At 70.9% G+C, this 22434-nt stretch carries 22 protein-coding genes; 16 read left to right on the forward strand and 6 right to left on the reverse strand.

Annotated elements, in window-relative coordinates; genetic code table 11:
• Positions 1 to 33: 33 nt before the first annotated feature.
• Positions 34 to 681 carry a thymidine kinase gene (locus tag ABZT74_RS22630; protein ID WP_356164778.1) on the forward strand — a complete coding sequence of 216 codons (648 nt, stop codon included), beginning with the start codon at positions 34 to 36 and terminating at the stop codon, positions 679 to 681.
• A 71-nt stretch (positions 682 to 752) separates the two neighbouring features.
• Here the strand turns inward: ABZT74_RS22630 and ABZT74_RS22635 are convergent, their stop codons facing one another.
• Entirely contained in the window at positions 753 to 1556 is an 804-nt protein-coding gene (locus ABZT74_RS22635) for a VOC family protein (RefSeq protein ID WP_356164781.1), read from the reverse strand.
• Positions 1557 to 1880: 324 nt separating this feature from the next.
• Here ABZT74_RS22635 and ABZT74_RS22640 point away from each other — a divergent pair, with 324 nt between their 5' ends.
• Entirely contained in the window at positions 1881 to 2708 is an 828-nt protein-coding gene (locus ABZT74_RS22640) for a sulfurtransferase (protein ID WP_356164784.1), read from the forward strand.
• A 141-nt stretch (positions 2709 to 2849) separates the two neighbouring features.
• On the opposite strand, the gene sepH is transcribed toward ABZT74_RS22640, so the two are convergent.
• On the reverse strand, positions 2850 to 3902 hold the full coding sequence (sepH, locus tag ABZT74_RS22645; RefSeq protein WP_355871314.1) for a septation protein SepH: 1053 nt from the start codon (positions 3900 to 3902) through the stop codon (positions 2850 to 2852).
• Positions 3903 to 4374: 472 nt separating this feature from the next.
• Between sepH and ABZT74_RS22650 the strand changes: the two genes are divergently transcribed.
• Positions 4375 to 5178, forward strand: coding sequence for a hypothetical protein (locus ABZT74_RS22650; protein ID WP_356437542.1), 804 nt, complete (start codon positions 4375 to 4377; stop codon positions 5176 to 5178).
• On the opposite strand, the gene ABZT74_RS22655 is transcribed toward ABZT74_RS22650, so the two are convergent.
• On the reverse strand, positions 5102 to 6421 hold the full coding sequence (locus ABZT74_RS22655) for a D-arabinono-1,4-lactone oxidase (RefSeq protein ID WP_356437545.1): 1320 nt from the start codon (positions 6419 to 6421) through the stop codon (positions 5102 to 5104). The genes ABZT74_RS22650 and ABZT74_RS22655 overlap by 77 nt on opposite strands.
• Complete coding sequence (locus tag ABZT74_RS22660) at positions 6381 to 7619, reverse strand: MFS transporter (protein ID WP_356164792.1); 1239 nt, start codon at positions 7617 to 7619, stop codon at positions 6381 to 6383. The genes ABZT74_RS22655 and ABZT74_RS22660 overlap by 41 nt, the downstream gene beginning before the upstream one ends.
• 280 nt (positions 7620 to 7899) lie before the next feature.
• Between ABZT74_RS22660 and ABZT74_RS22665 the strand changes: the two genes are divergently transcribed.
• Positions 7900 to 9027: a ferrochelatase gene (locus ABZT74_RS22665; protein WP_356437548.1), complete on the forward strand. Its 1128-nt coding sequence runs from the start codon at positions 7900 to 7902 to the stop codon at positions 9025 to 9027.
• 8 nt (positions 9028 to 9035) lie between these two features.
• On the forward strand, positions 9036 to 9851 hold the full coding sequence (locus ABZT74_RS22670; RefSeq protein WP_356437551.1) for an inositol monophosphatase family protein: 816 nt from the start codon (positions 9036 to 9038) through the stop codon (positions 9849 to 9851).
• Between the two features lie 155 nt (positions 9852 to 10006).
• On the opposite strand, the gene ABZT74_RS22675 is transcribed toward ABZT74_RS22670, so the two are convergent.
• Positions 10007 to 10186, reverse strand: a complete 180-nt coding sequence (locus ABZT74_RS22675) for a hypothetical protein (RefSeq protein ID WP_081219847.1) — start codon at positions 10184 to 10186, stop codon at positions 10007 to 10009.
• A 417-nt stretch (positions 10187 to 10603) separates the two neighbouring features.
• Between ABZT74_RS22675 and ABZT74_RS22680 the strand changes: the two genes are divergently transcribed.
• The 4 genes from ABZT74_RS22680 to ABZT74_RS22695 all read left to right on the forward strand — a co-directional run bounded on the left by ABZT74_RS22680 (position 10604) and on the right by ABZT74_RS22695 (position 14101).
• Positions 10604 to 11257, forward strand: a complete 654-nt coding sequence (locus ABZT74_RS22680; protein ID WP_164375176.1) for a response regulator transcription factor — start codon at positions 10604 to 10606, stop codon at positions 11255 to 11257.
• A 6-nt stretch (positions 11258 to 11263) separates the two neighbouring features.
• Positions 11264 to 12493, forward strand: a complete 1230-nt coding sequence (locus ABZT74_RS22685) for a HAMP domain-containing sensor histidine kinase (protein WP_356164801.1) — start codon at positions 11264 to 11266, stop codon at positions 12491 to 12493.
• A 392-nt stretch (positions 12494 to 12885) separates the two neighbouring features.
• Entirely contained in the window at positions 12886 to 13182 is a 297-nt protein-coding gene (locus ABZT74_RS22690) for a DUF4193 domain-containing protein (protein ID WP_003997302.1), read from the forward strand.
• Positions 13183 to 13195: 13 nt separating this feature from the next.
• Complete coding sequence (locus ABZT74_RS22695; RefSeq protein ID WP_356437553.1) at positions 13196 to 14101, forward strand: hypothetical protein; 906 nt, start codon at positions 13196 to 13198, stop codon at positions 14099 to 14101.
• A 57-nt stretch (positions 14102 to 14158) separates the two neighbouring features.
• Here ABZT74_RS22695 and ABZT74_RS22700 read toward each other — a convergent pair whose 3' ends face one another.
• Complete coding sequence (locus ABZT74_RS22700; RefSeq protein WP_356164807.1) at positions 14159 to 14650, reverse strand: DUF3093 domain-containing protein; 492 nt, start codon at positions 14648 to 14650, stop codon at positions 14159 to 14161.
• Positions 14651 to 14708: 58 nt separating this feature from the next.
• On the opposite strand from ABZT74_RS22700, the gene ABZT74_RS22705 reads away from it, so the two are divergent.
• From ABZT74_RS22705 to ABZT74_RS22735, 7 genes are all read left to right on the forward strand, one after another.
• Positions 14709 to 15293: a PaaI family thioesterase gene (locus tag ABZT74_RS22705; protein WP_356437556.1), complete on the forward strand. Its 585-nt coding sequence runs from the start codon at positions 14709 to 14711 to the stop codon at positions 15291 to 15293.
• Positions 15290 to 15814 carry a dUTP diphosphatase gene (dut, locus tag ABZT74_RS22710; protein WP_356437559.1) on the forward strand — a complete coding sequence of 175 codons (525 nt, stop codon included), beginning with the start codon at positions 15290 to 15292 and terminating at the stop codon, positions 15812 to 15814. Before ABZT74_RS22705 ends, dut begins: the two co-directional genes overlap by 4 nt.
• A 1-nt stretch (position 15815) precedes the next feature.
• Positions 15816 to 16580: a DUF3710 domain-containing protein gene (locus tag ABZT74_RS22715; protein WP_355871279.1), complete on the forward strand. Its 765-nt coding sequence runs from the start codon at positions 15816 to 15818 to the stop codon at positions 16578 to 16580.
• A gap of 247 nt (positions 16581 to 16827) precedes the next feature.
• Entirely contained in the window at positions 16828 to 18048 is a 1221-nt protein-coding gene (locus ABZT74_RS22720) for an alginate lyase family protein (RefSeq protein WP_356437562.1), read from the forward strand.
• A 95-nt stretch (positions 18049 to 18143) separates the two neighbouring features.
• On the forward strand, positions 18144 to 18854 hold the full coding sequence (locus ABZT74_RS22725) for an ABC transporter ATP-binding protein (RefSeq protein ID WP_355871273.1): 711 nt from the start codon (positions 18144 to 18146) through the stop codon (positions 18852 to 18854).
• A gap of 273 nt (positions 18855 to 19127) precedes the next feature.
• Complete coding sequence (locus ABZT74_RS22730; RefSeq protein WP_356437565.1) at positions 19128 to 21671, forward strand: ATP-binding protein; 2544 nt, start codon at positions 19128 to 19130, stop codon at positions 21669 to 21671.
• A complete protein-coding gene (locus ABZT74_RS22735) occupies positions 21668 to 22351 on the forward strand; it encodes a response regulator (RefSeq protein WP_356164819.1) in 684 nt (227 codons plus the stop codon). Before ABZT74_RS22730 ends, ABZT74_RS22735 begins: the two co-directional genes overlap by 4 nt.
• The last annotated feature ends 83 nt before the right edge of the window (positions 22352 to 22434 follow it).

Raw genomic sequence — 22434 nt, forward strand, 5'->3', positions numbered from 1 at the left:
CCTGCCCCGCTGCCGAAAGGTGCTCGACTCCCCATGCCCGAGCTGGTGTTCTTCTCCGGAACGATGGACTGCGGGAAGTCCACGCTGGCTCTCCAGATCGAGCACAACCGCTCGGCACGGGGCCTGCAGGGCATGATCTTCACGCGCGACGACCGCGCGGGCGAGGGCAAGCTCTCCTCGCGTCTCGGGCTCGTCACCGACGCCGTCGAGGTGGCGGACGACCAGGACCTGTACGCCTACGTCGTCGTCCACCTCTCCCAGGGCGGCCGGGCGGACTACGTGATCGCGGACGAGGCGCAGTTCCTGGCGCCGGGACAGATCGACCAACTCGCGCGGGTGGTGGACGACCTCGACATCGACGTGTTCGCCTTCGGCATCACCACGGACTTCCGCTCCAAGCTCTTCCCCGGCTCCCAGCGTCTCGTCGAACTCGCCGACCGGGTCGAGGTCCTCCAGGTCGAGGCCCTGTGCTGGTGCGGAGCCCGCGCCACGCACAACGCCCGCACCATAGGCGGCGCGATGGTCGTCGAGGGCGCCCAGGTCGTCGTCGGTGACGTCAACCAGCCGGAGAACATCGGCTACGAGGTCCTGTGCCGTCGGCACCACCGCCGCCGTATGACGGCCGCCACGGCTCACGCGAGCGCGCTGTCCCCGGACGTCCTCCCGATCGCCCCGGTCTGACCGGCACGACGCCACCCGCCTGGATCACATGACGGCATGGATCACATGACGACACATGACGGCATTGATCATCAGGTGACGGCATGGATCAGCGAGAACATCGCCCCTTCGGGGTCCGCCACCGTCGCCACCCGTCCGTGCGGGGAGTCGTGGGCGGCCTGCAGAAGGTGTCCGCCGAGTTCCCCGACACGGCGGACGGTGTCGTCGACGTCGGCCGCCTCGAAGTACGTCAGCCAGTGCGGGCCGCGGTCGCGCGGCAGCGCGTTGCCGACACCGTGGATGCCGGCCACCGGGGTGCCGTCGAGATGCAGCGTCACGTAGTCGAAGTCGGCGGAGACGGTCGGCTCCAGCTCGTAGCCGAAGACCCCCTGGTAGAACTTGACGACGCTCTCACTGTCCCGCGTCACGAGCTCGTTCCACGCAGGGGTGCCCGTCACGCCGGTGATCGCCGTGCCGAGGTGGTCGGCCACCTGCCAGATGCCGAAGACGGCGCCGGACGGGTCGGAGGCGATCGCGAGGCGTCCGGCCTCGGCGGCGTCGAGCGGGCCCACGCCCACGGTGCCGCCGCTCTGCCGTACCGTCGCGGCGGTCCGGTCCGCGTCCTCCGACGCGAAGTACGGCGTCCAGGCGATGGGCAGGTGCCGGTCCGGCGGCAACTGGCCGATGCCGGCCACCTCGTGGCCGTCGAGCATGGCCCGCGCGTAGGGGCCGAGCTGCTGCGGTCCCGGCTGGAACTCCCAGCCGAACAACTCTCCGTAGAACTCCTGGGTCGCGGCCATCTCGTGCACCATCAGGCTCACCCAGCAGGGTGCGCCGGGCGCGTGCCGAGCGTGCGTGGTGCCGTTCAGGCCGGCTGACCCCCGTGCCTCGGTCATCGTCACTCTCTTCTCGGCCCCTTGCGGTGGCCGGTCACCTTCCGCCTACGAACACGCGTACTGAGTCGCGTACGTGCACACCCCGTGCCCGATGTTCGCACCACCGGTCGTGCCGCGCGTCCTGGCCGCGCCGCCGTTCGGCGGCGCACGGCCGGAGGATGCCCGGACTGCCGTTGCCCCGCCGTTTCGGAGCGATTGCCGCGTGGTGTCCATCGGTTGTACAGCATGTGCCCGATCCCGCACACGCGGTGACCGGACCTGCCCGGCGGAGCAGAGTAGCCGGACCTGGACAACACGGCCACCCCGTGCGCGAGGATGGTGGCCATGAACGCCACCATCACCGCATCCGAACTCGCGAGCGACCTCGCGGGACCGAACCCTCCGGTCCTCCTCGACGTCCGCTGGCAGCTGGGCGGCCCCAACCTGCGCTCCGCGTACGAGGAGGCGCACATCCCGGGTGCGGTCTTCGTCGACCTGGATTCCGAACTCGCTGGTCCGGCCGGTGCCGGGGGCCGTCATCCGCTGCCCGACCCGGAGGTCTTCGGCGCGGCCATGCGGGCCGCCGGTGTCTCCGGGAACCGCGACGTGGTCGTGTACGACGGGGGGCAGGGCTGGGCCGCCGCGCGCGCCTGGTGGCTGCTGGGCTATTCGGGTCATCCGTCGGTACGCGTGCTTGACGGCGGGTTCGCGGCCTGGACCGGGCCGCTGTCCTCGGAGGTCCCCGCGCCGGCGCCCGGGACGTTCGTACCGGCGCCCGGAGCGCGGCCGTTGCTCGACGCGGACGCAGCTGCCGCGCTCGCCCGGTCCGGCCTGCTGCTGGACGCTCGCGCGGGTGAGCGGTACCGCGGCGAGGTCGAGCCGATCGACCGGGTCGGCGGGCACATCCCCGGCGCCGTCTCCGCTCCGACCGCGGAGAACGTGGAGGAGGACGGCCGCTTCCGGTCCGCTGCCGAACTCGCCGACCGTTTCACGTCGCTCGGCGCGACGCCCACGGCCGAGGTCGGCGTCTACTGCGGGTCCGGTGTCTCCGGCGCCCACCAGGTCCTGGCGCTCGCCGTGGCCGGCATCCCCGCAGCGCTGTACGTGGGTTCGTGGTCGGAGTGGTCCCAGGACGACAGCCGCCCGGTCGCCGTGGGCCCCGACCCGCGGTAACGGCGGGACTCCGCGAACCCGGGCCGGTAACGGCGTGGCCCGGCGGACCCCGGCCCGCGGTGAGGTCCGGGCTCGGCTGGCACTCGGGTACGAGGACGGGGCCCGCACCGATCCGGTGCGGGCCCCGTCCTCGTACACCTGCTAGTCCTGCTTCTTCCGCCGCGTGCCGAAGACGATCTCGTCCCAGCTCGGGACGGCCGCTCTACGGCCCGGACGGACGCCGTCGGCCTCGGCCTGGCGGTCGGTCGAGCCGACGAGCCGGTCGCGGTGGCTGCCGACGGAGCGAGGCATGAGGACATCCGCGTAGGCGGAACCGGCGCCGGCCGAAGCGGCGGGAGCCGGGGGCTCCTCCTCCTCGGGCTCGGTGTCGGGCTCCTCGACGGCGGGCCGCTCGGTGCTCGCCGGGCGCTCGGGCACCACCATGTCGCCGCGGAAGCTGGGCACCGCTTCCAGGAGGCTGGTGAGCGAGTCCCGGTCGCCGGCCTCCTCGACCGGCTCCGGAGGCGCCGGGGGCAGGCTCGGCCGCTCCATCTGCCGGTCGAGCGCGCGGTCCAGCGGACGGTCGCGGGGGAGCCGGGCGATCCGCGGCACGAACGGGAAGCTCGGCTCGGGCGCCGCGAGGTCGTCGGACTCGCCGATCAGCGAGCGCGCCTCGTCGTCGACGGCCTGGACGAGCCGCCGGGGCGGGTCGTACGTCCAGCTCGCCGCGTGCGGTTCGCCCGCGACCCGGTACACCAGCATGACTTCCCAGGTGCCGTCGTCGCGGCGCCACGAGTCCCACTGGACGGTGTCCTTCTCGGCACCCCGGATCGTCAGCCGTTCCTGAACGGCCTCACCGAGCTGGGGTCCGACGTTCTCGCCGGGGCGGCGCACGGGAGTCTTCCTGGCCCGCTCGGCCATAAAGGCACGCTCGGCCAGTACAGGACCCTCGAAGCGGCGGACGCGGTCGACGGGGATTCCGGCGAGCTGGGCGACCTCCTCCGCGGAGGCGCCGGCACGTATACGCGCCTGAATGTCTCGGGGGCGGAGATGGCTCTCCACCTCGATCTCGATCTGGCCGAGGCGCGGACGGTCGCCGCGGACCGCGGCGCGCAGACGCTCGTCAATCGGAAGCGTGTACTCCGTGCTGTCCGCAGCCTTCAGCACCAGCCGTGTGCCGTCGTTAGAGACGGCCACGACACGCAGTTCGGGCATGGGGACCTCCCGGGTGGTGCCTGCCGACGTCACGTGCGTCGCTGCTTCCGCTAGTCGAGTGTGGCCTGCCCGGGTGCAGCCTGCCACAACCTTGCCGAGTTGCCCGGCGTGTCGGGCACGGGCCCGAGGCTGCCGTTATGGCACGGTTACCTATTCGCAACGCTAAGTGACGAACTCCATCACCCTGTGCAACGAGCCCCCTCCCGGCGGTCCTGCAAGGCCCCGGACACCCTGGCGGGAGTCCGGACCCAGGGCTCGCAACAGTACTCCATTCGGGCCACGCGCGTGGATCGCCGCGCCGCCCAACTTCGGGCGGGGGGTGGTAGTTGGCCACCCCTGGCGGCGAATCCGGGGCCGGGGAACGTGGCGCACTTCACGGAATCGACAGAAACGGAACTAATCGTTTCGCCTGTACGTCCCTTTCTCGTGCGATCAGTCGATCAAGTACGGGAAAGGCAGGCAAGGTCCGGGAATGCGTGAGAAGCCGGGTGTCGGCGGCGAGGAGCCGGGTGCCGACACGGAACCGAGGAAGAAAAGGCTGGACCTGAGCGTCCCTCAGGTGGCGGGGAGCGCGGTCGCCGCGGTGGTCGCGGCGAAACTCGCGTCCTACTTCGGCGTCTACGGGACGATCCTGGGCGCGGGTCTGGTCAGTGTCGTCGCCACCAGCGGGGGAACGCTCTTCCAGCACTTTTTCAAGCGCACCGGGGAGCAGATACGCGAGGTGCAGCCGAAGCGGAGGCCGCGGCCGCAGCAGGTGTCCGCGGCGGCGCCGGTCGGCGCATCGGGGGAGTTCACCGAGGGCACCGTCTACCGGGCCCGGGTCAGAAGCTGGAAGCGGCCGCTGGTCGCCACCGCTCTCGTCTTCGGCGTCACGATGACCGGGATCACCACGTACGAACTGGTCTCGGGCCAGAGCTTCAGCGGGGACGGCACGAGCACGACCGTCGGAGACGCCTTCAAGGGGCACGGCTCCGGTTCGGGCGGTTCCGGCTCCGGTACGACGCCGTCGCCGGACCCCTCGTCTTCGTCGACCCCGCGGTCTCCCGAGGACCCGGCCCCGTCCACCGGCGGTGACGGGAGCGCTTCGCGCGAGCCGGGAAGCGGCGACGCCACGACGTCGCGGCCGGCGCCCGACGACGGCGCGTCCTCGGACCCGGCGACCGGGGACGGCACCCCGACTCCGGACCCGAGCACGACCGCTACGACCCCAGCACCCTCCGCAAGTAGTCATTCGCAAAGCGCCGATCCGGGTCGAGCCGATCCCGGAGCGCCGTGAACTCGCCGAAGCGCGGATAGACCCCGGAGAAGTACTCCGCGTCCCGCGTGTGCACCTTGCCCCAGTGCGGCCGCCCCTCGTGGGCGGTGAAGATCTGCTCGGCGGCGGTGAAGTACGCCTGGTACGGGGTGCCCCGGAACATGTGGACGGCGATGTACGCGCTGTCCCGGCCGGACGCCGTGGAGAGGGTGATGTCGTCGGAGGGCGCGGTGCGGACCTCGACCGGGAAGCTGACCCGCAGGGCGGAGCGCTCGACCATCGCCTTCAGCTCGCGCAGCGTCTCGACGAGCGCCTCGCGCGGGACGGCGTACTCCATCTCCACGAACCGCACGCGGCGCGGTGAGGTGAACACCTTGTACGGGATGTCGGTGTAGGTCCGCGCGGAGAGCGCGCGGCTGGAGAGCCTGGCGATCGACGGGATCGTGGCGGGTGCGGCGCGGCCGAGCAGGTTGACCGCGTGGAACAGGCCGTTGGAGAGGAACTCGTCCTCGATCCAGCCGCTCACCGCCCCCACCGGCTTCTCGGGGCCGGCACTGCGGTTGTTGCGCTTGGTGTTGCAGTTGCCCGTGTGCGGGAACCAGTAGAACTCGAAGTGCTCGTTCTCGGTGAACAGTTCGTCGAAGTCGGCGGTGACCCTGTCGAAGGTCATCGGCTCCTCGCGGGCGGAGAGCAGGAAGACGGGCTCCACGGAGAAGGTGATCGCCGTGACGATGCCCAGGGCGCCGATGCCTATTCGGGCCGCGGCGAAGACCTCCGGGTTCTCCTTCGCGGAGCAGGTCAGCACCGAACCGTCCGCCGTCACCAGCTCAAGGCCCTTGATCTGCGCGGCGATCGAGGCCGAGTCCCGTCCGGTGCCGTGTGTTCCGGTGCTGGCCGCGCCCGAGACCGTCTGCTCCATGATGTCGCCCATGTTCGTGAGCGACAGTCCCTCGCGCGCGAGGGCCAGGTTGAGCCTCTTGAGCGGAGTGCCCGCCTCGACCGTGACCGTCATGGCCTCACGGTCGATCCCGCGAATGCCCGTCAACAGTTGAGGGCGGATCAACACGCCGTCCGTGGCGGCGGCGGCCGTGAAGGAGTGCCCGGTGCCGACGGCCTTCACCGTCAGGCCGTCCTCGGCCGCCCGGCGCACGGCGGCGGTGAGTTCGTCGACCGAGGCAGGGGTGACCTCCCGTACGGGACGGGCGGTGACGTTTCCCGCCCAGTTACGCCACGTGCCGCTCTTCCCGCTCACTGTGGTGCTCATGAGACCCTCCCCGCTGCGGAACCGGCCTGCTGAGCCGGCGATACCCGAGGAAACCCACCGCGACCGCGACGGCTCCGGACACCGCCGGAACCCAGTACCCGGCCTTCGCACCGGAGGCGTCGATCACCCAGCCGGCCACGGAGGAACCGAGCGCGACCCCGACCGCGAGTCCCGTGCTCACCCAGGTCATGCCTTCGGTCAGTTTCGCGCGAGGTACGTGCTGTTCGATGAGGGACATCGTCGTGATCATCGTGGGAGCGATGGAGAGGCCCGCAACGAACAGCGCCACGGCCAGGAACGGCAAGTTTCCGACCAGTAGGAGGGGGATCATACTCACGGCCATCGCGCATATGCCCAGCAGCCACCTGCGTTCCGGTGCCCCCTTGAAGTGCAGGAGTCCGAAGACGGCCCCAGCGAAGCACGAGCCCGCCGCGTAGATCGCCAGGACGATGCTCGCCCCGGCCTTGTGCCCCTGTTCCTCGGCGAAGGCCACGGTGACCACGTCGACGGCTCCGAAGATCGCCCCGGTCGCCACGAACGTGGCCACCAGCACCTGGAGTCCGGCCGAGCGGAGCGCGGAACCGCCGGCGTGCTGCTCGCGCGGATGCGGAGCGGGCTCGGTCGCGCGCTGCGAGGTCAGCCAGAAGACACCGGCCGCGAGGAAGCAGGCGGCGAGCAGCGGGCCGGCCTCCGGGAACCACACCGTGGACAGACCGATGGAGATGATCGGTCCGAAGATGAAGCAGATCTCGTCCACCACGGACTCCAGGGAGTACGCGGTGTGCAGCTGAGGGGTGCCCGCGTAGAGGGCCGCCCAGCGGGCCCGGACCATCGCGCCGATGCTCGGGACGCAGCCGATGCCGGCGGCGCACGCGAACAGCACCCAGTCCGGCCACTCGAAGTGCGCGGCGAGCAGTAGTCCCGCCGCGGCGGCGAGCGCGACCAGCGTGACGGGGCGCAGCACCCGCCGCTGCCCGTGCCGGTCGACCATCCTGGAGACCTGCGGTCCGAGCGCGGCGGCGGCCAGCGCCATGGTGGCGGAGAGCGCGCCGGCGAGCCCGTACCGCCCGGTGATCTGGGAGATCATCGTGACGACGCCGATGCCCATCATGGACAGCGGCATCCGGCCGAGGAAGCCCGCTGCGGAGAAGCCCTTGGAGCCGGGGGCGGCGAACAGGGCGCGGTACGGGCTGGGCACGGGGGTCTCCGTCGGCTCGGCTCGGCCCCCCGGTCACGACGGGCGGCCCGAACTTCGGTAAGGCGTGAAGCTGGCTGATACAGCTTACGGGTTAGGGCACCCTAAAGCGCACGCCCGTAACGCCCTCGTCCGCACGCCCCACGCGCCCCCCGAACAGACCCGAGTCCGCCGCCGGAACAGGGCCGTCCGACCAGCCCGCGGCGTGGACGGCGGGGCGTCGCCCCTCGTTCGCCACCCCGCCGTTTCTCCCATGCCCGTGCCGGGTGGCAGGATCGGAGGCATGCCAGACGTGCTCGATGCCACCCCCTACGACGCCCTGTTGCTGCTCTCGTTCGGCGGTCCCGAAGGCCCGGACGACGTGGTCCCGTTCCTGGAGAACGTGACGCGGGGCAGGGGTATCCCCAAGGAGCGGCTCAAGGAGGTGGGGCAGCACTACTTCCTGTTCGACGGGATCAGCCCCATCAACGACCAGAACCGCGCCCTGCTCGACGTGCTGCGCAAGGACTTCGCCGACCACGGACTCGACCTGCCGGTGTACTGGGGCAACCGGAACTGGGCGCCGTACCTGACCGACACGCTGCGCGAGATGGTCGCCGACGGACGGCGCCGGATCCTGGTCCTGGCCACCAGCGCCTACGCCTCGTACTCGGGCTGCCGGCAGTACCGCGAGGACCTCGCCGGGGCGCTCGCCGTCCTGGAGAGCGAGGGTCTCGAGCTTCCGAGGATCGACAAGCTGCGCCACTACTTCAACCACCCCGGGTTCGTGGAGCCGATGACCGAGGGCGTCCTGCGGTCGCTGGCCGAGCTGCCCGAGGAGGTCCGCGCCGGTGCGCACCTGGCGTTCAGTACGCACTCCATCCCCACCGCCGCGGCGGACACCTCGGGTCCGGTCGAGGGCCACGGCGAAGGTGGCGCGTACGTCCGCCAGCACCTGGACGTGGCGCGGCTGATCGTGGAGAAGGTGCGCGAGAGAACCGGCGTCGACCACCCCTGGCGGCTCGTCTACCAGTCCCGTTCCGGAGCCCCGCACATCCCGTGGCTGGAGCCGGACATCTGCGACCACCTGGAGGAGCTGCACGGAGCCGGTGTCCCGGCCGCCGTGATGGTGCCGATCGGGTTCGTCTCGGACCACATGGAGGTCCTGTACGACCTGGACACCGAGGCGCGCGCCAAGGCAGCCGAGTTGGGTCTGCCGGTGAGCCGCTCGGCCACCGTGGGAGCCGACCCCCGGTTCGCCGCCGCGGTTCGTGACCTGGTCCTGGAGCGCGCCGCGGCCGAGAGCGGCCGCAGGGTGACACCGTGTGCCCTGGGCGCTCTGGGCGCGAGCCACGACCTGTGTCCGGTGGGCTGCTGTCCTGCCCGCACGCCCAAGCCCGCCGCCGCGGGCGCCGACAGCCCCTACGCATGAGGAGCCCCGTGACCGCGCCCCTGCAGACCGAACTGCTCCAGCTCGCGCACGAGGCGGCCCGCCGTGCCGGCGCGCTGCTGCGGGACGGCCGCCCCGCGGACCTGACGGTCGCCGCCACCAAGTCCAGCCCGATCGACGTCGTCACCGAGATGGACATCGCCGCCGAGAAGCTGATCACCAACCTGATCGCCGAGCACCGCCCGCGCGACGGCTTCCTCGGCGAGGAGGGCTCCGCCACCGAGGGCACCAGCGGGATCCGCTGGATCGTCGACCCGCTCGACGGCACCGTCAACTACCTGTACGGACTGCCGACCTGGGCGGTGTCCATCGCGGCCGAACAGGACGGCGAGACCGTCGTCGGTGTCGTGGCGGCCCCGATGCGCGGCGAGACGTACCACGCGGTTCGCGGCCGCGGCGCCCGCGCCACGGGTGCCTGGGTCGGCGAGCGCCGGCTGACCTGCCGCCCGTCGCCGTCCCTCGACCAGGCCCTCGTCGCCACCGGCTTCAACTACGTGACCGACGTCAAGGTCCACCAGGCCGACGTGGTCCAGCGGCTCATCCCGCTGGTCCGCGACATCCGTCGCTCCGGCTCGGCCGCGGTCGACCTGTGCGACGTCGCGGCCGGCCGCCTCGACGGCTACTACGAGCGCGGTCTCCATCCCTGGGACCTCGCGGCGGGGGACCTGATCGCCCGTGAGGCGGGCGCGGTGACCGGTGGACGCCCCGGAGAGCGCCCCGGAGGCGATCTCGCTGTGGCGGCCTCCCCGGGTGTCTTCGAGCCCCTCCAGCGGCTCCTGGAGGACTTCGGGGCCTGGCGCGACTGACGGACCGGAGCAGACCTGTCACGGACCGCGACGGCGGGCCCACGGCGGCCCGCTGCGGGCCCGGCGACGGCGCATCGGGCACCGGACGGCGGCGGAAAACGAAGCGGGACCCCGGCACTGGATCGATACCGGGGCCCCGCTGTCGTGCGTACGGATCAGACGCGCGTCGCGCCCGCGCCGACCTCCACACCGTGCTCGGCGGCGAGGCGGTGCAGGTCGTCCAGCTCGGCCTGCTCGACCTCGGCGAGGAAGTCGTCACCTGTTTCGCGAGCACGCGTCAGGTCGGTCTCGGTCGCCCTTATGCGCTGCAGAAGTCCTGCGGTGAATGCGTCCATGCTGCGCCCCCTCGTCCTGGGTCGTGGGTCGGGTGGCACGGGGGTGTGCCGATCAGAAGGGGCGATCACGTCTCTGTATGGGTGCCGCCCAGCGCTGCCCGGGCTGGGCGGCGACGGTGCCGGACACCCACGCCCGCTCTGCGGAAGCGGTTGGACGTACCACAAGGTGGCTTGCCACGTGCAGAGCGTGATCGCGGGGTGTAAAGCCGTCCTCCCCCCGCTCTCTTCCGTGGAAACCTCAACCCGGCGAGAAAATCCGGCATTCCCGGTCCCGTGCGCGGGACTCCCGGCGCCCCACCCGCCTTACAGCCGGTTTATGGCCGAAAAGGGCAGGATGGAGCTCTCATCCGTGACAGACCCTGCCCGCGGGGCGCCCGAAGACGCGCCGCGCCGGTGGACAGAGGAAGGACAAGCGACGTGCGCGTACTCGTCGTCGAGGACGAGCAGCTGCTCGCCGATGCGGTGGCCACCGGACTGCGCCGGGAGGCCATGGCCGTCGACGTCGTGTACGACGGCGCGGCCGCCCTGGAGCGCATCGGGGTCAACGACTACGACGTGGTCGTCCTCGACCGCGACCTCCCCCTCGTGCACGGCGACGACGTCTGCCGGCGCATCGTCGAGCTCGGCATGCCCACCCGCGTGCTGATGCTGACCGCGTCCGGAGACGTCAGCGACCGCGTCGAGGGCCTGGAGATCGGCGCAGACGACTACCTCCCCAAGCCCTTCGCCTTCAGCGAGTTGACGGCACGCGTGCGTGCCCTCGGCCGCCGTACGAGCGTGCCGCTGCCCCCCGTCCTGGAACGTGCCGGGATCAAGCTCGACCCGAACCGCCGCGAGGTCTTCCGGGACGGCAAGGAGGTCCAGCTCGCGCCCAAGGAGTTCGCCGTCCTGGAGGTGCTGCTGCGCAGCGAGGGAGCCGTCGTCTCCGCCGAGCAGCTCCTGGAGAAGGCCTGGGACGAGAACACGGACCCCTTCACCAACGTCGTCCGCGTGACCGTCATGACGCTGCGCCGCAAGCTCGGCGAGCCCGCGGTGATCGTCACCGTGCCCGGCTCCGGCTACCGGATCTGATCCGCCGTGGCCACCACTCCCGCGCCGCCCACGGCACCTCCCAAGCCCACCTGGGACCCCCGGCCCGAGCCGCCCTTCCCCTGGCTGCGCCCGACCATCCGCATACGGCTCACGCTGCTCTACGGCGGCATGTTCCTCATCGCCGGCATCCTGCTGCTGTCGATCATCTACCTCCTCGCGGCGCAGGCGCTGAACGTCGGCAGTGAGCTGCCGTTCAAGATCACCGAGGGCAAGGTCACGAGCACCATGTGCAACCTGCCCGACAAGGCCTCGCCCGACGTGTTCAACAGCGCGATGAACGACTGCGTCAACGAACAGCGCCAACACGCGCTGGACAACCTGCTCAGCCGCTCCCTGCTGGCGCTCCTCGGCCTCGCCGTCATCGCCTTCGCGTTCGGCTACGCCATGGCGGGCCGGGTCCTGTCGCCCCTCGGGCGCATCACGCGCACCGCGCGCGCGGTGGCCGGTTCGGACCTGTCCCGGCGCATCGAACTGGACGGTCCGGACGACGAGTTGAAGGAACTGGCGGACACCTTCGACGACATGCTGGAACGGCTGCAACGCGCGTTCACCGCCCAGCAGCGGTTCGTCGGCAACGCCTCGCACGAACTGCGCACCCCGCTCGCGATCAACCGCACCCTCCTGGAGGTGCATCTGTCCGATCCGGGCGCACCCGTGGAACTCCAACAACTGGGCAAGACGCTGCTCGCCACGAACGAACGCAGTGAGCAACTCGTCGAGGGCCTGCTGCTGCTCGCCCGCAGCGACAACCAGATCGTCGAGCGCAAGCCCGTGGACCTCGCCGAGGTCGCCACGCAGGCCGTCGACCAGGTGCACGCCGAGGCGGTCGCCAAGGGCGTGAAGCTCCGCGGGGAGAGGCATCCGGTGATCGTCCAGGGCAACGGCGTCCTCCTGGAGCGGATCGCCCTGAACCTCGTCCAGAACGCCGTGCGGTACAACGTTCCGGAGGACGGCTGGGTCGAGGTCACCACCGAGGCGGAGCACGGCCAGGCGGTCCTGATCGTGTCGAACACGGGACCGGTCGTTCCCGCGTACGAGGTCGACAATCTTTTCGAGCCTTTCCGGCGGCTGCGCACCGAGCGCACCGGCAGTGACAAGGGCGTGGGTCTCGGCCTGTCGATCGCCCGGTCGGTGGCCCGCGCGCACGGCGGTCACATCGTCGCTCAGCCCCGAGAAGGGGGTGGCCTCGTGATGCGCGTCACCCTTCCTGTCTGAGACCATGTCGCCGACACGCGTTGATGTTCGCTTTGCGCGGAATTTTCTGGTCGCCCACCCGGGCGGCCCGTGTGTGATCGATCACAAGGGCGAATTCGTGTCCATCCACTCTCCGTGATCATGCAAGCTGTCGGAAAGCCGGGAAAATCCGGGTTTTCGGGGGTCCTGATCACGGGAAGTACACGGTGGGACGCCTTTGATGTGCGGCCTTGGGACCGTGTACGGTCCGCATCGCCATCCAAGCCGATCACTCATGGGGAGTCCGGTTGGGTGTCGATTGAGTAACAGACCTTGATGTGAGGCAAAATCTCCGCCTCAGGTCGGGCACAAGTCCGGCCTCTCACGCGTTACGTGCGTCGAGACACACAGACACCCAGAGGGGGAGAGCTGACATGGCAACGGATTACGACACCCCACGCAAGACCGACGACGACGTCGACTCGGACAGCCTTGAAGAACTGAAGGCTCGCCGGAACGACAAGTCCACGTCGTCCGTCGATGTGGACGAGTTCGAGGCCGCAGAAGGCCTGGAGCTGCCCGGCGCGGACCTCTCGAACGAAGAGCTGGCCGTCCGGGTGCTGCCCAAGCAGCAGGACGAGTTCACCTGCATGAGCTGCTTCCTGGTGCACCACCGCAGTCAGCTGGCCCGCGAGAAGAACGGCCAGCCGATCTGCCGCGACTGCGACTGAGGCAGGGTCGGCCGTGACTGGCTCGACCCCACCTTGGAAGCGCCGCTTCCCCAGGGGAGCGGACGAAGGGCCCCACCAGGGCCCTGAAGGCGTGCGTGACGACGAGCGGGGCTCTTCCGAACAGGGATCAGCCTCGCTCGACCGAGCGGGCGCCACAGGCGACCTGACGGCCTCGCCGGACACTCCCGCACCCGCCGCAAGGCGGCGTGTGGCCGTCTGGGACGGGGTCAGGAAGGGCGTCCAGAAGAGCGGCAGCCGGGCCAGGGCGGGCCTGGCGTATCTCGCCGACCGGATCATCGATCTCGCCCCGCGCGTTCCCGTACGGGACCTCGCGACCCTCCGCAAGCAGTTCCCGGGCCTCGGCCCCGAAGAGCTCGCGGACAAGCTCGTGGCGGGCGCCGCCGCCGCGACCTCCACCGTCGGTGCCGGAGTCGGTGCCGCCGCCATGCTGCCGGTGCCGCCCGCCATGCCCACGGAGCTGGCCGCCGAGATCACCGGCGTCGCCGCGATCGAACTCAAACTGATCGCCGAGCTCCACGAGGTCTACGGCCTGAGGCCGCCCGGCAACCTCAAGCAGCGCAGCACCGCGTACCTGAACTCCTGGTCGGGCGAGCGCGGGATCGACGTGACCAAGCCCGTGACGATCAACGCCGCGCTCGGCGGTCAGATGAAGCGCGAGCTGCGCCAGCAGATCATGAAGCGGACCGTCCGCGACCTCCCCAACCTGATGCCCTTCATGGTCGGCGCGGCGGTCGGAGCGGTCATGAACCGCCGGGACACCAAGCGTCTGGCGGGCCACATCCGCAAGGACCTGCGCAAGATGCAGGTCCCGTGGGACGCACTCCCGGAGCTCCCTCCGCTGGAGGAGCCGGCCGATCCGCTGCGGATCGGCGAGATCCCCAAAGAGCTGGGGCACTGACGAGCGGACGCCGGGAGCGTTCACCCAGGGCCTGCCGTCCGGATCAGGCCCTGGCGGTCAGTCCTGCGGCGCGCGAGGCGTGACCGGCCGGATCGCCGCCCGCGCCGCCTCCAGGGCGGCGATCAGGCGCTCCGGCTCCCGGGTCGACAGGTACAGGTACGGCGTCGGGTCCGCCGGGTCCGTGACCTGGACCCGCAGGGCCGTCGGGATGTACGAGCGCAGGAGCATGAAGGCGCGGGTGTCGGCCTTGTGCGTGCGCCAGGCGCGCGCCTCCTCCTGGTCCAGGATCTCCGCGTCGCCGAGGGCCGCGACCGGGATCCTCGCGTCGCCGGCGATCAGCGCGTCGCCGACCACCCGGATACGGATCGAGCCGTACGCGCTGGCCGCGACCGCCGACACGGCGGTGCCGCCGACCAGGGCCCCCAGCATCGGCAGGGTGCCGAACGGGAGGAAGACGAGGGCCAACGCGAGCCCGACCAGGAAGCTGATCACCCACCACGACCGGGGTGCGGTGAGGCGTTCTTCGTACGGGGATGCGGAGAGCTGCATGAAGCCAAGCTTGGCACGGTGCGAAGACTTGGTGGACGCGCGGGTAAGGTCTGCGCCTGTGAGTGGTACTTCCGCAGCTCTGACGCCTCCCGCCGACGCCGTCGCGCCGGTGCGGCACCCCGACGCGCCCGCTCCCGGTGAGCCGCTCGGAGCACACTACGAACACTGTTTCGGGTGCGGTGGGGGACAGCCCCACGGACTCCATCTGGAGGCCCGCGCGGGTGACGGTGTCCGCATCACGGCGGAGTTCACCGTGCGGCCCGTGCACCAGGGCGCCCCCGGTCTCGCGCACGGTGGTGTCCTCGCCACCGCGCTGGACGAGACGCTGGGCTCCCTGAACTGGCTGCTGCGGACGATCGCCGTGACCGGACGCCTGGAGACCGACTTCGTCCGCCCCGTCCCCGTCGGCACGGTGCTGTACCTGGAGGCCGAGGTCACCGCGGTGGCCGGCCGGAAGATCTACTGCACCGCCACCGGTCGCATCGGCGGCCCCGACGGTCCCGTCGCCGTCCGCGCCGACGCCCTGTTCGTCGAGGTGAAGGTCGACCACTTCATCGACAACGGACGCCCGGAGGAGATCCGGGCCGCCATGAACGACCCGGACCAGACCCGGCGAGCCCGCGCCTTCGAGGTGAACCCGTGACCCGTGACCCCCGTCCCGAACTCGACGTGCTGATCCGCCGCGTCGATCCGGACGTCCCGCTTCCCGAGTACGCGCTCCCCGGCGACGCCGGGGCCGATCTCCGGACCACCGAGAGCCGCGAGCTCAAGCCCGGCGAACGGGCCGTTCTGCCGACGGGCGTGTCCATCGCGCTGCCCGAGGGGTACGCGGCCTTCGTGCACCCGCGCTCCGGCCTCGCCGCCCGCTGCGGCGTCGCCCTCGTGAATGCCCCGGGGACGGTTGATGCCGGGTACCGTGGGGAGATCAAGGTGATCGTGGTGAATCTCGACCCGCACGAGTCGGTGCGGTTCGAGCGCTTCGACCGGATTGCTCAACTGGTCGTCCAGCAGGTCGAGAAGGTTCGCTTCCGGGAGGTCGCGGAACTTACCGACTCGGCGCGGGCCGCAGGGGGCTTCGGGTCCACCGGCGGCCATGCCGTCGTGGACAGCACAACGGGTGGGAATCGATACGCATCGGTCGTATCCGACCGGGAAGGACAGTGACGTGTTCGGACGTCGCAAGAAGGGCAGTGCCGCCGAGGACGCGGCGGGCGAGGCCGAGCAGGTCGTCGACGGCGTCGACGCTGAGACGGACGAGAACGAGGGCCGCCGACGCGTGCGCCTCGAACCCGAGCCGCGCCCCGATGGACCCTGGGACGGCACCGAGGTCCGTGACCCCTCCGAGGGCCGCGTGGACCTGGGTGGCCTCTTCGTGCCCGGAGTGGACGGCATGGAGCTGCGTGTCGAGGTCGCGGGTGACGCGATCGTCGCCGCGACCGTCGTCCTGAAGGACAGCGCCGTGCAGCTGCAGGCCTTCGCCGCTCCCAAGCGCGAGGGCATCTGGGGCGAGGTGCGCGAGGAGATCGCCTCCGGGATCACCCAGCAGGGCGGGGTCATCGACGAGGTCGAGGGCCCGCTGGGCTGGGAGCTGCGGGCCCAGGTGCCCGTGCAGCTGCCGGACGGCACGGGCGGTTTCCAGGTCGTGCGCTTCGTCGGCGTGGACGGCCCCCGCTGGTTCCTGCGCGGAGTGATCTCCGGGCAGGGCGCGGTGCAGCCGCAGGCCGCCGGCCTGCTGGAACAGATCTTCCGGGACACGGTCGTCGTGCGCGGTGAGGGTCCGATGGCCCCCCGTGACCCGATCGTCCTGAAGCTGCCGAACGACGCGCAGATGGTTCCCGAGGGTGTCCAGCAGGAGGAGCAGAGCGGTTCCCGCTTCTCCGGCGGCATGGGACAGCTGCAGCGCGGACCGGAGATCACCGAGGTTCGCTAGCCGGTCATCAGGCGGGCCGCATCCCCACCGGGATGCGGCCCTTTCCTGTGTCCGGGGTTCCCGTGGCCGGCCCGGCCGTGCGGGCCCTCCCGGAGCGCCCTCTTCAAGTTCTCGTACATGAACGGCAGTTGAGCAGCGGGTCTTTCTTCAGGCCTTGACGGAAGCCTGGTCCGTACCTATGGTCACCGGCCAGCGCACATGTTCAGCATTCCATGCGTCGTTCACATACAAGAACGGATGGCTCTGCATGTCCGACACCCCCACACCCCGGCGCCGCAGACGGCGTCCCGCGTTCCTCGTCATGGCGGCCGCAGCCACCGCCGCGCTCGTGGGAACGCTCCTGTCCGGTCCCGGCGCCCACCGCGCCGAGGCCGCGCCCGCCGCCTTCGTCCACCCCGGAGTCACCGTCTCCAAGGGGCAGCTGGACTTCGCCCGCACCCAGGTGCTGGCCGGCGCGCAGCCCTGGAAGGGCGCCTACGACCAGATGATGGCGAGCAAGTACGCCTCGCTCACCCGCACCCCCGCACCGCGCGCCACCGTCGAGTGCGGCTCGTACTCCAACCCCAACTACGGGTGTACGGACGAGCGCGAGGACGCCATCGCCGCGTACACCGACGCGCTCGCCTGGTACGTCACCCGCGACGAGCGGTACGCGAAGAAGGCCATCGAGCTGATGGACGCCTGGTCGGCGGTGATCAAGGACCACACCAACAGCAACGCTCCCCTGCAGACCGGCTGGGCCGGCTCCTCCTGGCCCAAGGCCGCCGAGATCATCAAGTACACGTACACCGGCACGTGGACCAACTCCGGCCGCTTCGCGACCATGCTGCGCAGCGTCTACCTGCCCGAGATCATCAACGGCTCCAACTCCAACGGGAACTGGGAGCTGTCGATGATGGAGGCCGCCGTCGGCATCTCCGTCTTCCTGGAGGACAAGACGTCGTACGACAAGGCCATGGCGAAGTTCCGGACGCGCACGGCGGCGTACGTGTACCTGTCCACCGACGGCTCCGTGCCCAAGACGGTGCCGAGCCAGAACCTCGACACCACGGCGAAGATCGTCAGCTACTGGCAGGGGCAGTCCACCTTCGTCACCGGGCTCACCCAGGAGACCTGCCGCGACTTCACGCACACCGGGTACGGCATCTCGGCCATCTCGCACATCGCCGAGACCAGCCGTATCCAGGGCCAGGACCTGTACGGCACCGACGTGGGGGAGCGGCTCCGCCAGGCGCTCGGCTTCCAGGCGAAGTACCAGCTGGGCGCGGCGGTCCCGAGCTCGCTGTGCGGCGGATCGCTCAACCTCGGGCTCGGACCGGTCACCGAGGTCGGCTACAACGCCCTGCACAACCGGCTGGGCATCGCGATGACCAACACCCAGCAGCTCACCCAGCAGAACCGCCCGGCCGGCAGCAACAACCTGTTCGTCGCCTGGGAGACCCTGACGCACGGCGACAATCCCGCGTGAACCGAAACGGGGGTCTCGTGCGATGAACCATTGAGGGACCGGGCGTCGGGTCGCGATACTGGCGCCCGGTCCACGGGGGATCACGGGGAGGGAACATGAGCCAGATCATCACCGGTGCGGGCACCACCACCGACACCATGCTGCGCGTCGAGAACGTCCACCGTACGTACGGCACCGGAGCCGCCGCCGTGCACGCGCTGCGCGGCGTCTCCTTCGACGTGCCGCGCGGAGAGCTCGTCGCCCTGAAGGGCCGCTCCGGCTCGGGCAAGACCACCCTGCTCAACGTGGTCGGAGGACTCGACTCACCGGACGGCGGACGCGTCGTCGTGGACGGCCTCGACCTCTCCACGCTCGACGAGGGCGGTCTGCTCGGCCTGCGCCGCGACCGCATCGGCTTCGTCTTCCAGTCCTTCGGCCTCATCCCCATCCTCACCGCCGCGGAGAACGTCGGGGTTCCGCTGCGACTGCGCCGGGCCGCGACCCGCGAGCGTGAGGAGCGCGTCGAGCTGCTGCTCTCCCTCGTCGGCCTCGCCGACCACGCGGCCCAGCGCCCGGGGGAGCTGTCCGGCGGCCAGCAGCAGCGGGTGGCCATCGCCCGCGCCCTGGCCAACGAGCCGGCCCTGCTCATAGCCGACGAGCCCACCGGCCAGCTGGACGCGGAGACCGGCCACGCCGTGATGGAGCTGATGCGCGCCGTCGTCCACAGCCAGCAGGTGACCGCCCTGGTCGCCACCCACGACGCGACCCTGCTGGACCTCGCCGACCGGGTGCTGGAGCTGAGCGACGGCGAGCTGATCGAGCACTAGGAGGCTCTGTCCGCCAAGGGTCGCGTCCTTTCTCCGGCGCGGGCGGTGCCACAGTCGGGTGGCGCACAGGTCGTGCCTGGTGGGCCGCGTCACGCCGTTGGCGGACGGCGCGTGTGTCACGGCAGTCGGAGCGCGGCACACCTCGCGGGGCGGTGCCGGCATCAGGGTTGCGTCAAGGACGTCCTCCGACCGGCCTCTCGTCCCCTTTGCCGGAATTCTTGGCCGTAAGGTCGACGCTGCGTACACGGCGGTGACAGGAAGACAATAGGACTCATGGGACGCGGCAAGCTTCGGATCTACCTCGGTGCGGCACCGGGCGTCGGCAAGACGTACGCGATGCTCTCCGAGGCGCACCGCCGCGTCGAGCGCGGGACCGACTGTGTCGTGGCATTCGTCGAGCACCACCACCGGCCCCGCACCGAGGTGATGCTGCACGGTCTGGAGCAGGTCCCGCGCCGGGAGCTGGAGTACCGGGGCGGCCTCTTCGCCGAGATGGACGTCGACGCGGTGCTCCGCCGGGCCCCCGCCGTCGCCCTGGTGGACGAACTGGCCCACACGAACGTCCCCGGCTCGCGCCACGCGAAGCGATGGCAGGACGTGGAGGAACTGCTCGCCGCCGGCATCGACGTCGTCTCCACCGTCAACATCCAGCACCTGGAGTCACTCGGCGATGTCGTCGAGTCGATAACGGGAGTGCGGCAGCGCGAGACCGTGCCCGACGAGGTGGTCCGGCGGGCCGACCAGATCGAACTGGTCGACATGTCGCCGCCCGCGCTCCGTCGCCGTATGGCCCACGGCAACATCTACAAGTCGGACAAGGTCGACGCCGCGCTGTCCAACTACTTCCGCCCGGGCAACCTCACGGCCCTGCGCGAGCTGGCGCTGCTCTGGGTCGCCGACCGGGTCGACGAGTACCTGACCGAGTACCGCAGCGAGCACCGGGTGTCCAAGATCTGGGGCTCGCGGGAGCGGATCGTCGTCGGACTGACCGGCGGCCCCGAGGGACGCACGCTGATCCGGCGGGCCGCGCGGCTCGCCGAGAAGGGCGCCGGAGGCGAGGTGATGGCTGTCTACATCGCGCGCAGCGACGGACTGACCGCCGCCTCGCCGAAGGAGCTGGCTCTCCAGCGCACCCTGGTCGAGGATCTCGGCGGCACCTTCCACCACGTGGTGGGCGACGACATACCGGCTTCCCTGCTGGACTTCGCCCGTGGGGTCAACGCCACGCAGATCGTCCTCGGCTCGTCGCGCCGCAAGACCTGGCAGTACGTCTTCGGTCCGGGCGTCGGTGTCACCGTCGCCCGCGAGTCGGGACCCGACCTCGACGTGCACATCGTCACTCACGAAGAGGTCGCCAAGGGCCGTGGTCTGCCCGTGGCGCGCGGGGCCCGGCTCGGGCGCTCCCGCATCATCTGGGGCTGGCTGATCGGGGTGGGCGGCCCGGTGGTGCTGGCGGTGCTGCTGAACACCATCGACCTCGGCCTCGCCAACGACATGCTGCTCTTCCTGGCCGTCACGGTCGCGGCCGCCCTGCTCGGCGGACTGCTCCCGGCGCTCGCCTCGGCCGCCTTCGGATCCCTGCTCCTGAACTACTTCTACACACCCCCCTTGCATCGGCTGACGATCGCCGACCCGAAGAACATCGTCGCCATCGTGATCTTCGTGGGCGTCGCCGTCTCCGTCGCCTCGGTGGTGGACCTCGCGGCCCGCCGCACCCACCAGGCGGCGCGACTGCGCGCCGAATCGGAGATCCTCTCCTTCCTCGCGGGCAGCGTGCTGCGCGGCGAGACCAGCCTGGAGGCCCTGTTGGAGCGGGTCCGCGAGACCTTCGCGATGGAGTCCGTCGCGCTGCTGGAGCGGGTGAACGACGTCGAACCGTGGACCTGCGCCGGCAGCGTCGGACCGGACCCCTCGGCCCGTCCGGAGGACGCCGATGTCGACATGCCCGTCGGTGACCACATGGCGCTCGCCCTGTCCGGGCGGGTGCTGCCCGCCTCCGACCGCCGGGTACTGGCGGCCTTCGCCGCCCAGGCCGCGGTCGTGCTCGACCGCCAGCGCCTTCAGCACGAGGCCGACCAGGCCAAGGAACTGGCCGAGGGCAACCGCATCCGCACCGCCCTGCTGGCCGCCGTCAGCCACGACCTGCGCACCCCGCTCGCCGGGATCAAGGCATCGGTGTCGTCCCTGCGCTCCGACGACGTCGCCTGGTCCGAGGAGGACCAGGCGGAACTCCTGGAAGGCATCGAGGACGGCGCCGACCGCCTCGACCACCTCGTGGGCAACCTGCTGGACATGTCCCGGCTCCAGACCGGCACCGTCGCCCCGCTGATCCGCGAGATCGACCTCGACGAGGTGGTCCCCATGGCCCTCGGCGGTGTTCCCGAGGACAGCGTGGACCTGGAGATCCCGGAGAGCCTGCCGATGGTCGCCGTCGACGCCGGACTCCTGGAGCGCGCCGTCGCCAACCTCGTCGAGAACGCCGTCAAGTACAGCCCCCTCGACCAGCGGGTCCTGGTCGCCGCGAGCGCCATCGCCAAGCGGGTCGAGGTCCGCGTGGTCGACCGCGGCCCCGGCGTCCCGGACGAGGCGAAGGACCGCATCTTCGCGCCCTTCCAGCGTTACGGAGACGCCCCGCGCGGCAACGGAGTGGGCCTCGGCCTCGCCGTCGCCCGCGGCTTCGCCGAGGCGATGGGCGGCACCCTCAACGCCGAGGACACCCCCGGCGGCGGACTCACCATGGTGCTCACGCTGCGGGCCGTGGACCGCGGGCCCGCCGTGGCCGCCCCGTCAGCAGTCGCAGAAAGGCAGGTCTCATGACCCGGGTCCTCGTGGTCGACGACGAGCCGCAGATCACCCGAGCCCTCGTGATCAACCTGAAGGCACGCAAGTACGAGGTCGACGCGGCCCCCGACGGAGCCACCGCGCTGCAGCTCGCGGCCGCCCGGCACCCCGACGTCATCGTCCTCGACCTCGGCCTGCCCGACATGGACGGCGTCGAGGTGATCAGGGGGCTGCGCGGCTGGACCAGGGTGCCGATCCTGGTGCTGTCCGCCCGGCACTCCTCCGACGAGAAGGTCGAGGCGCTCGACGCGGGCGCCGACGACTACGTCACCAAGCCCTTCGGCATGGACGAACTGCTCGCCCGGCTGCGCGCCGCCGTCCGCCGCGCCGAGCCGACCGGGGGCGGCGAGGACGACGTGATCGTGGAGACCGCGGGCTTCACCGTCGACCTGGCCGCGAAGAAGGTGCACCGAGACGGGCGGGACGTCCGCCTCACCCCCACCGAGTGGCACCTGCTGGAGGTCCTGGTCCGCAACACGGGCCGGCTCGTCAGCCAGAAACAGCTGCTCCAGGAGGTGTGGGGGCCGTCGTACGGGACGGAGACGAACTACCTGAGGGTCTACATGGCCCAGCTGCGCCGCAAGCTGGAGACCGACCCCTCGCACCCCAAGCACTTCATGACCGAGCCCGGGATGGGCTACCGGTTCGAGCGGTGACCCGCGTCGCTGTTCGAGGCATGGCGCGCTGTCCCGTGAGAGGGGCGGGGGAACACCGGTGCGGGCGATGACGCGTGCGCATG

The organism is Streptomyces sp. NPDC005302, from assembly GCF_040607345.1.
Lineage (GTDB): Bacteria > Actinomycetota > Actinomycetes > Streptomycetales > Streptomycetaceae > Streptomyces.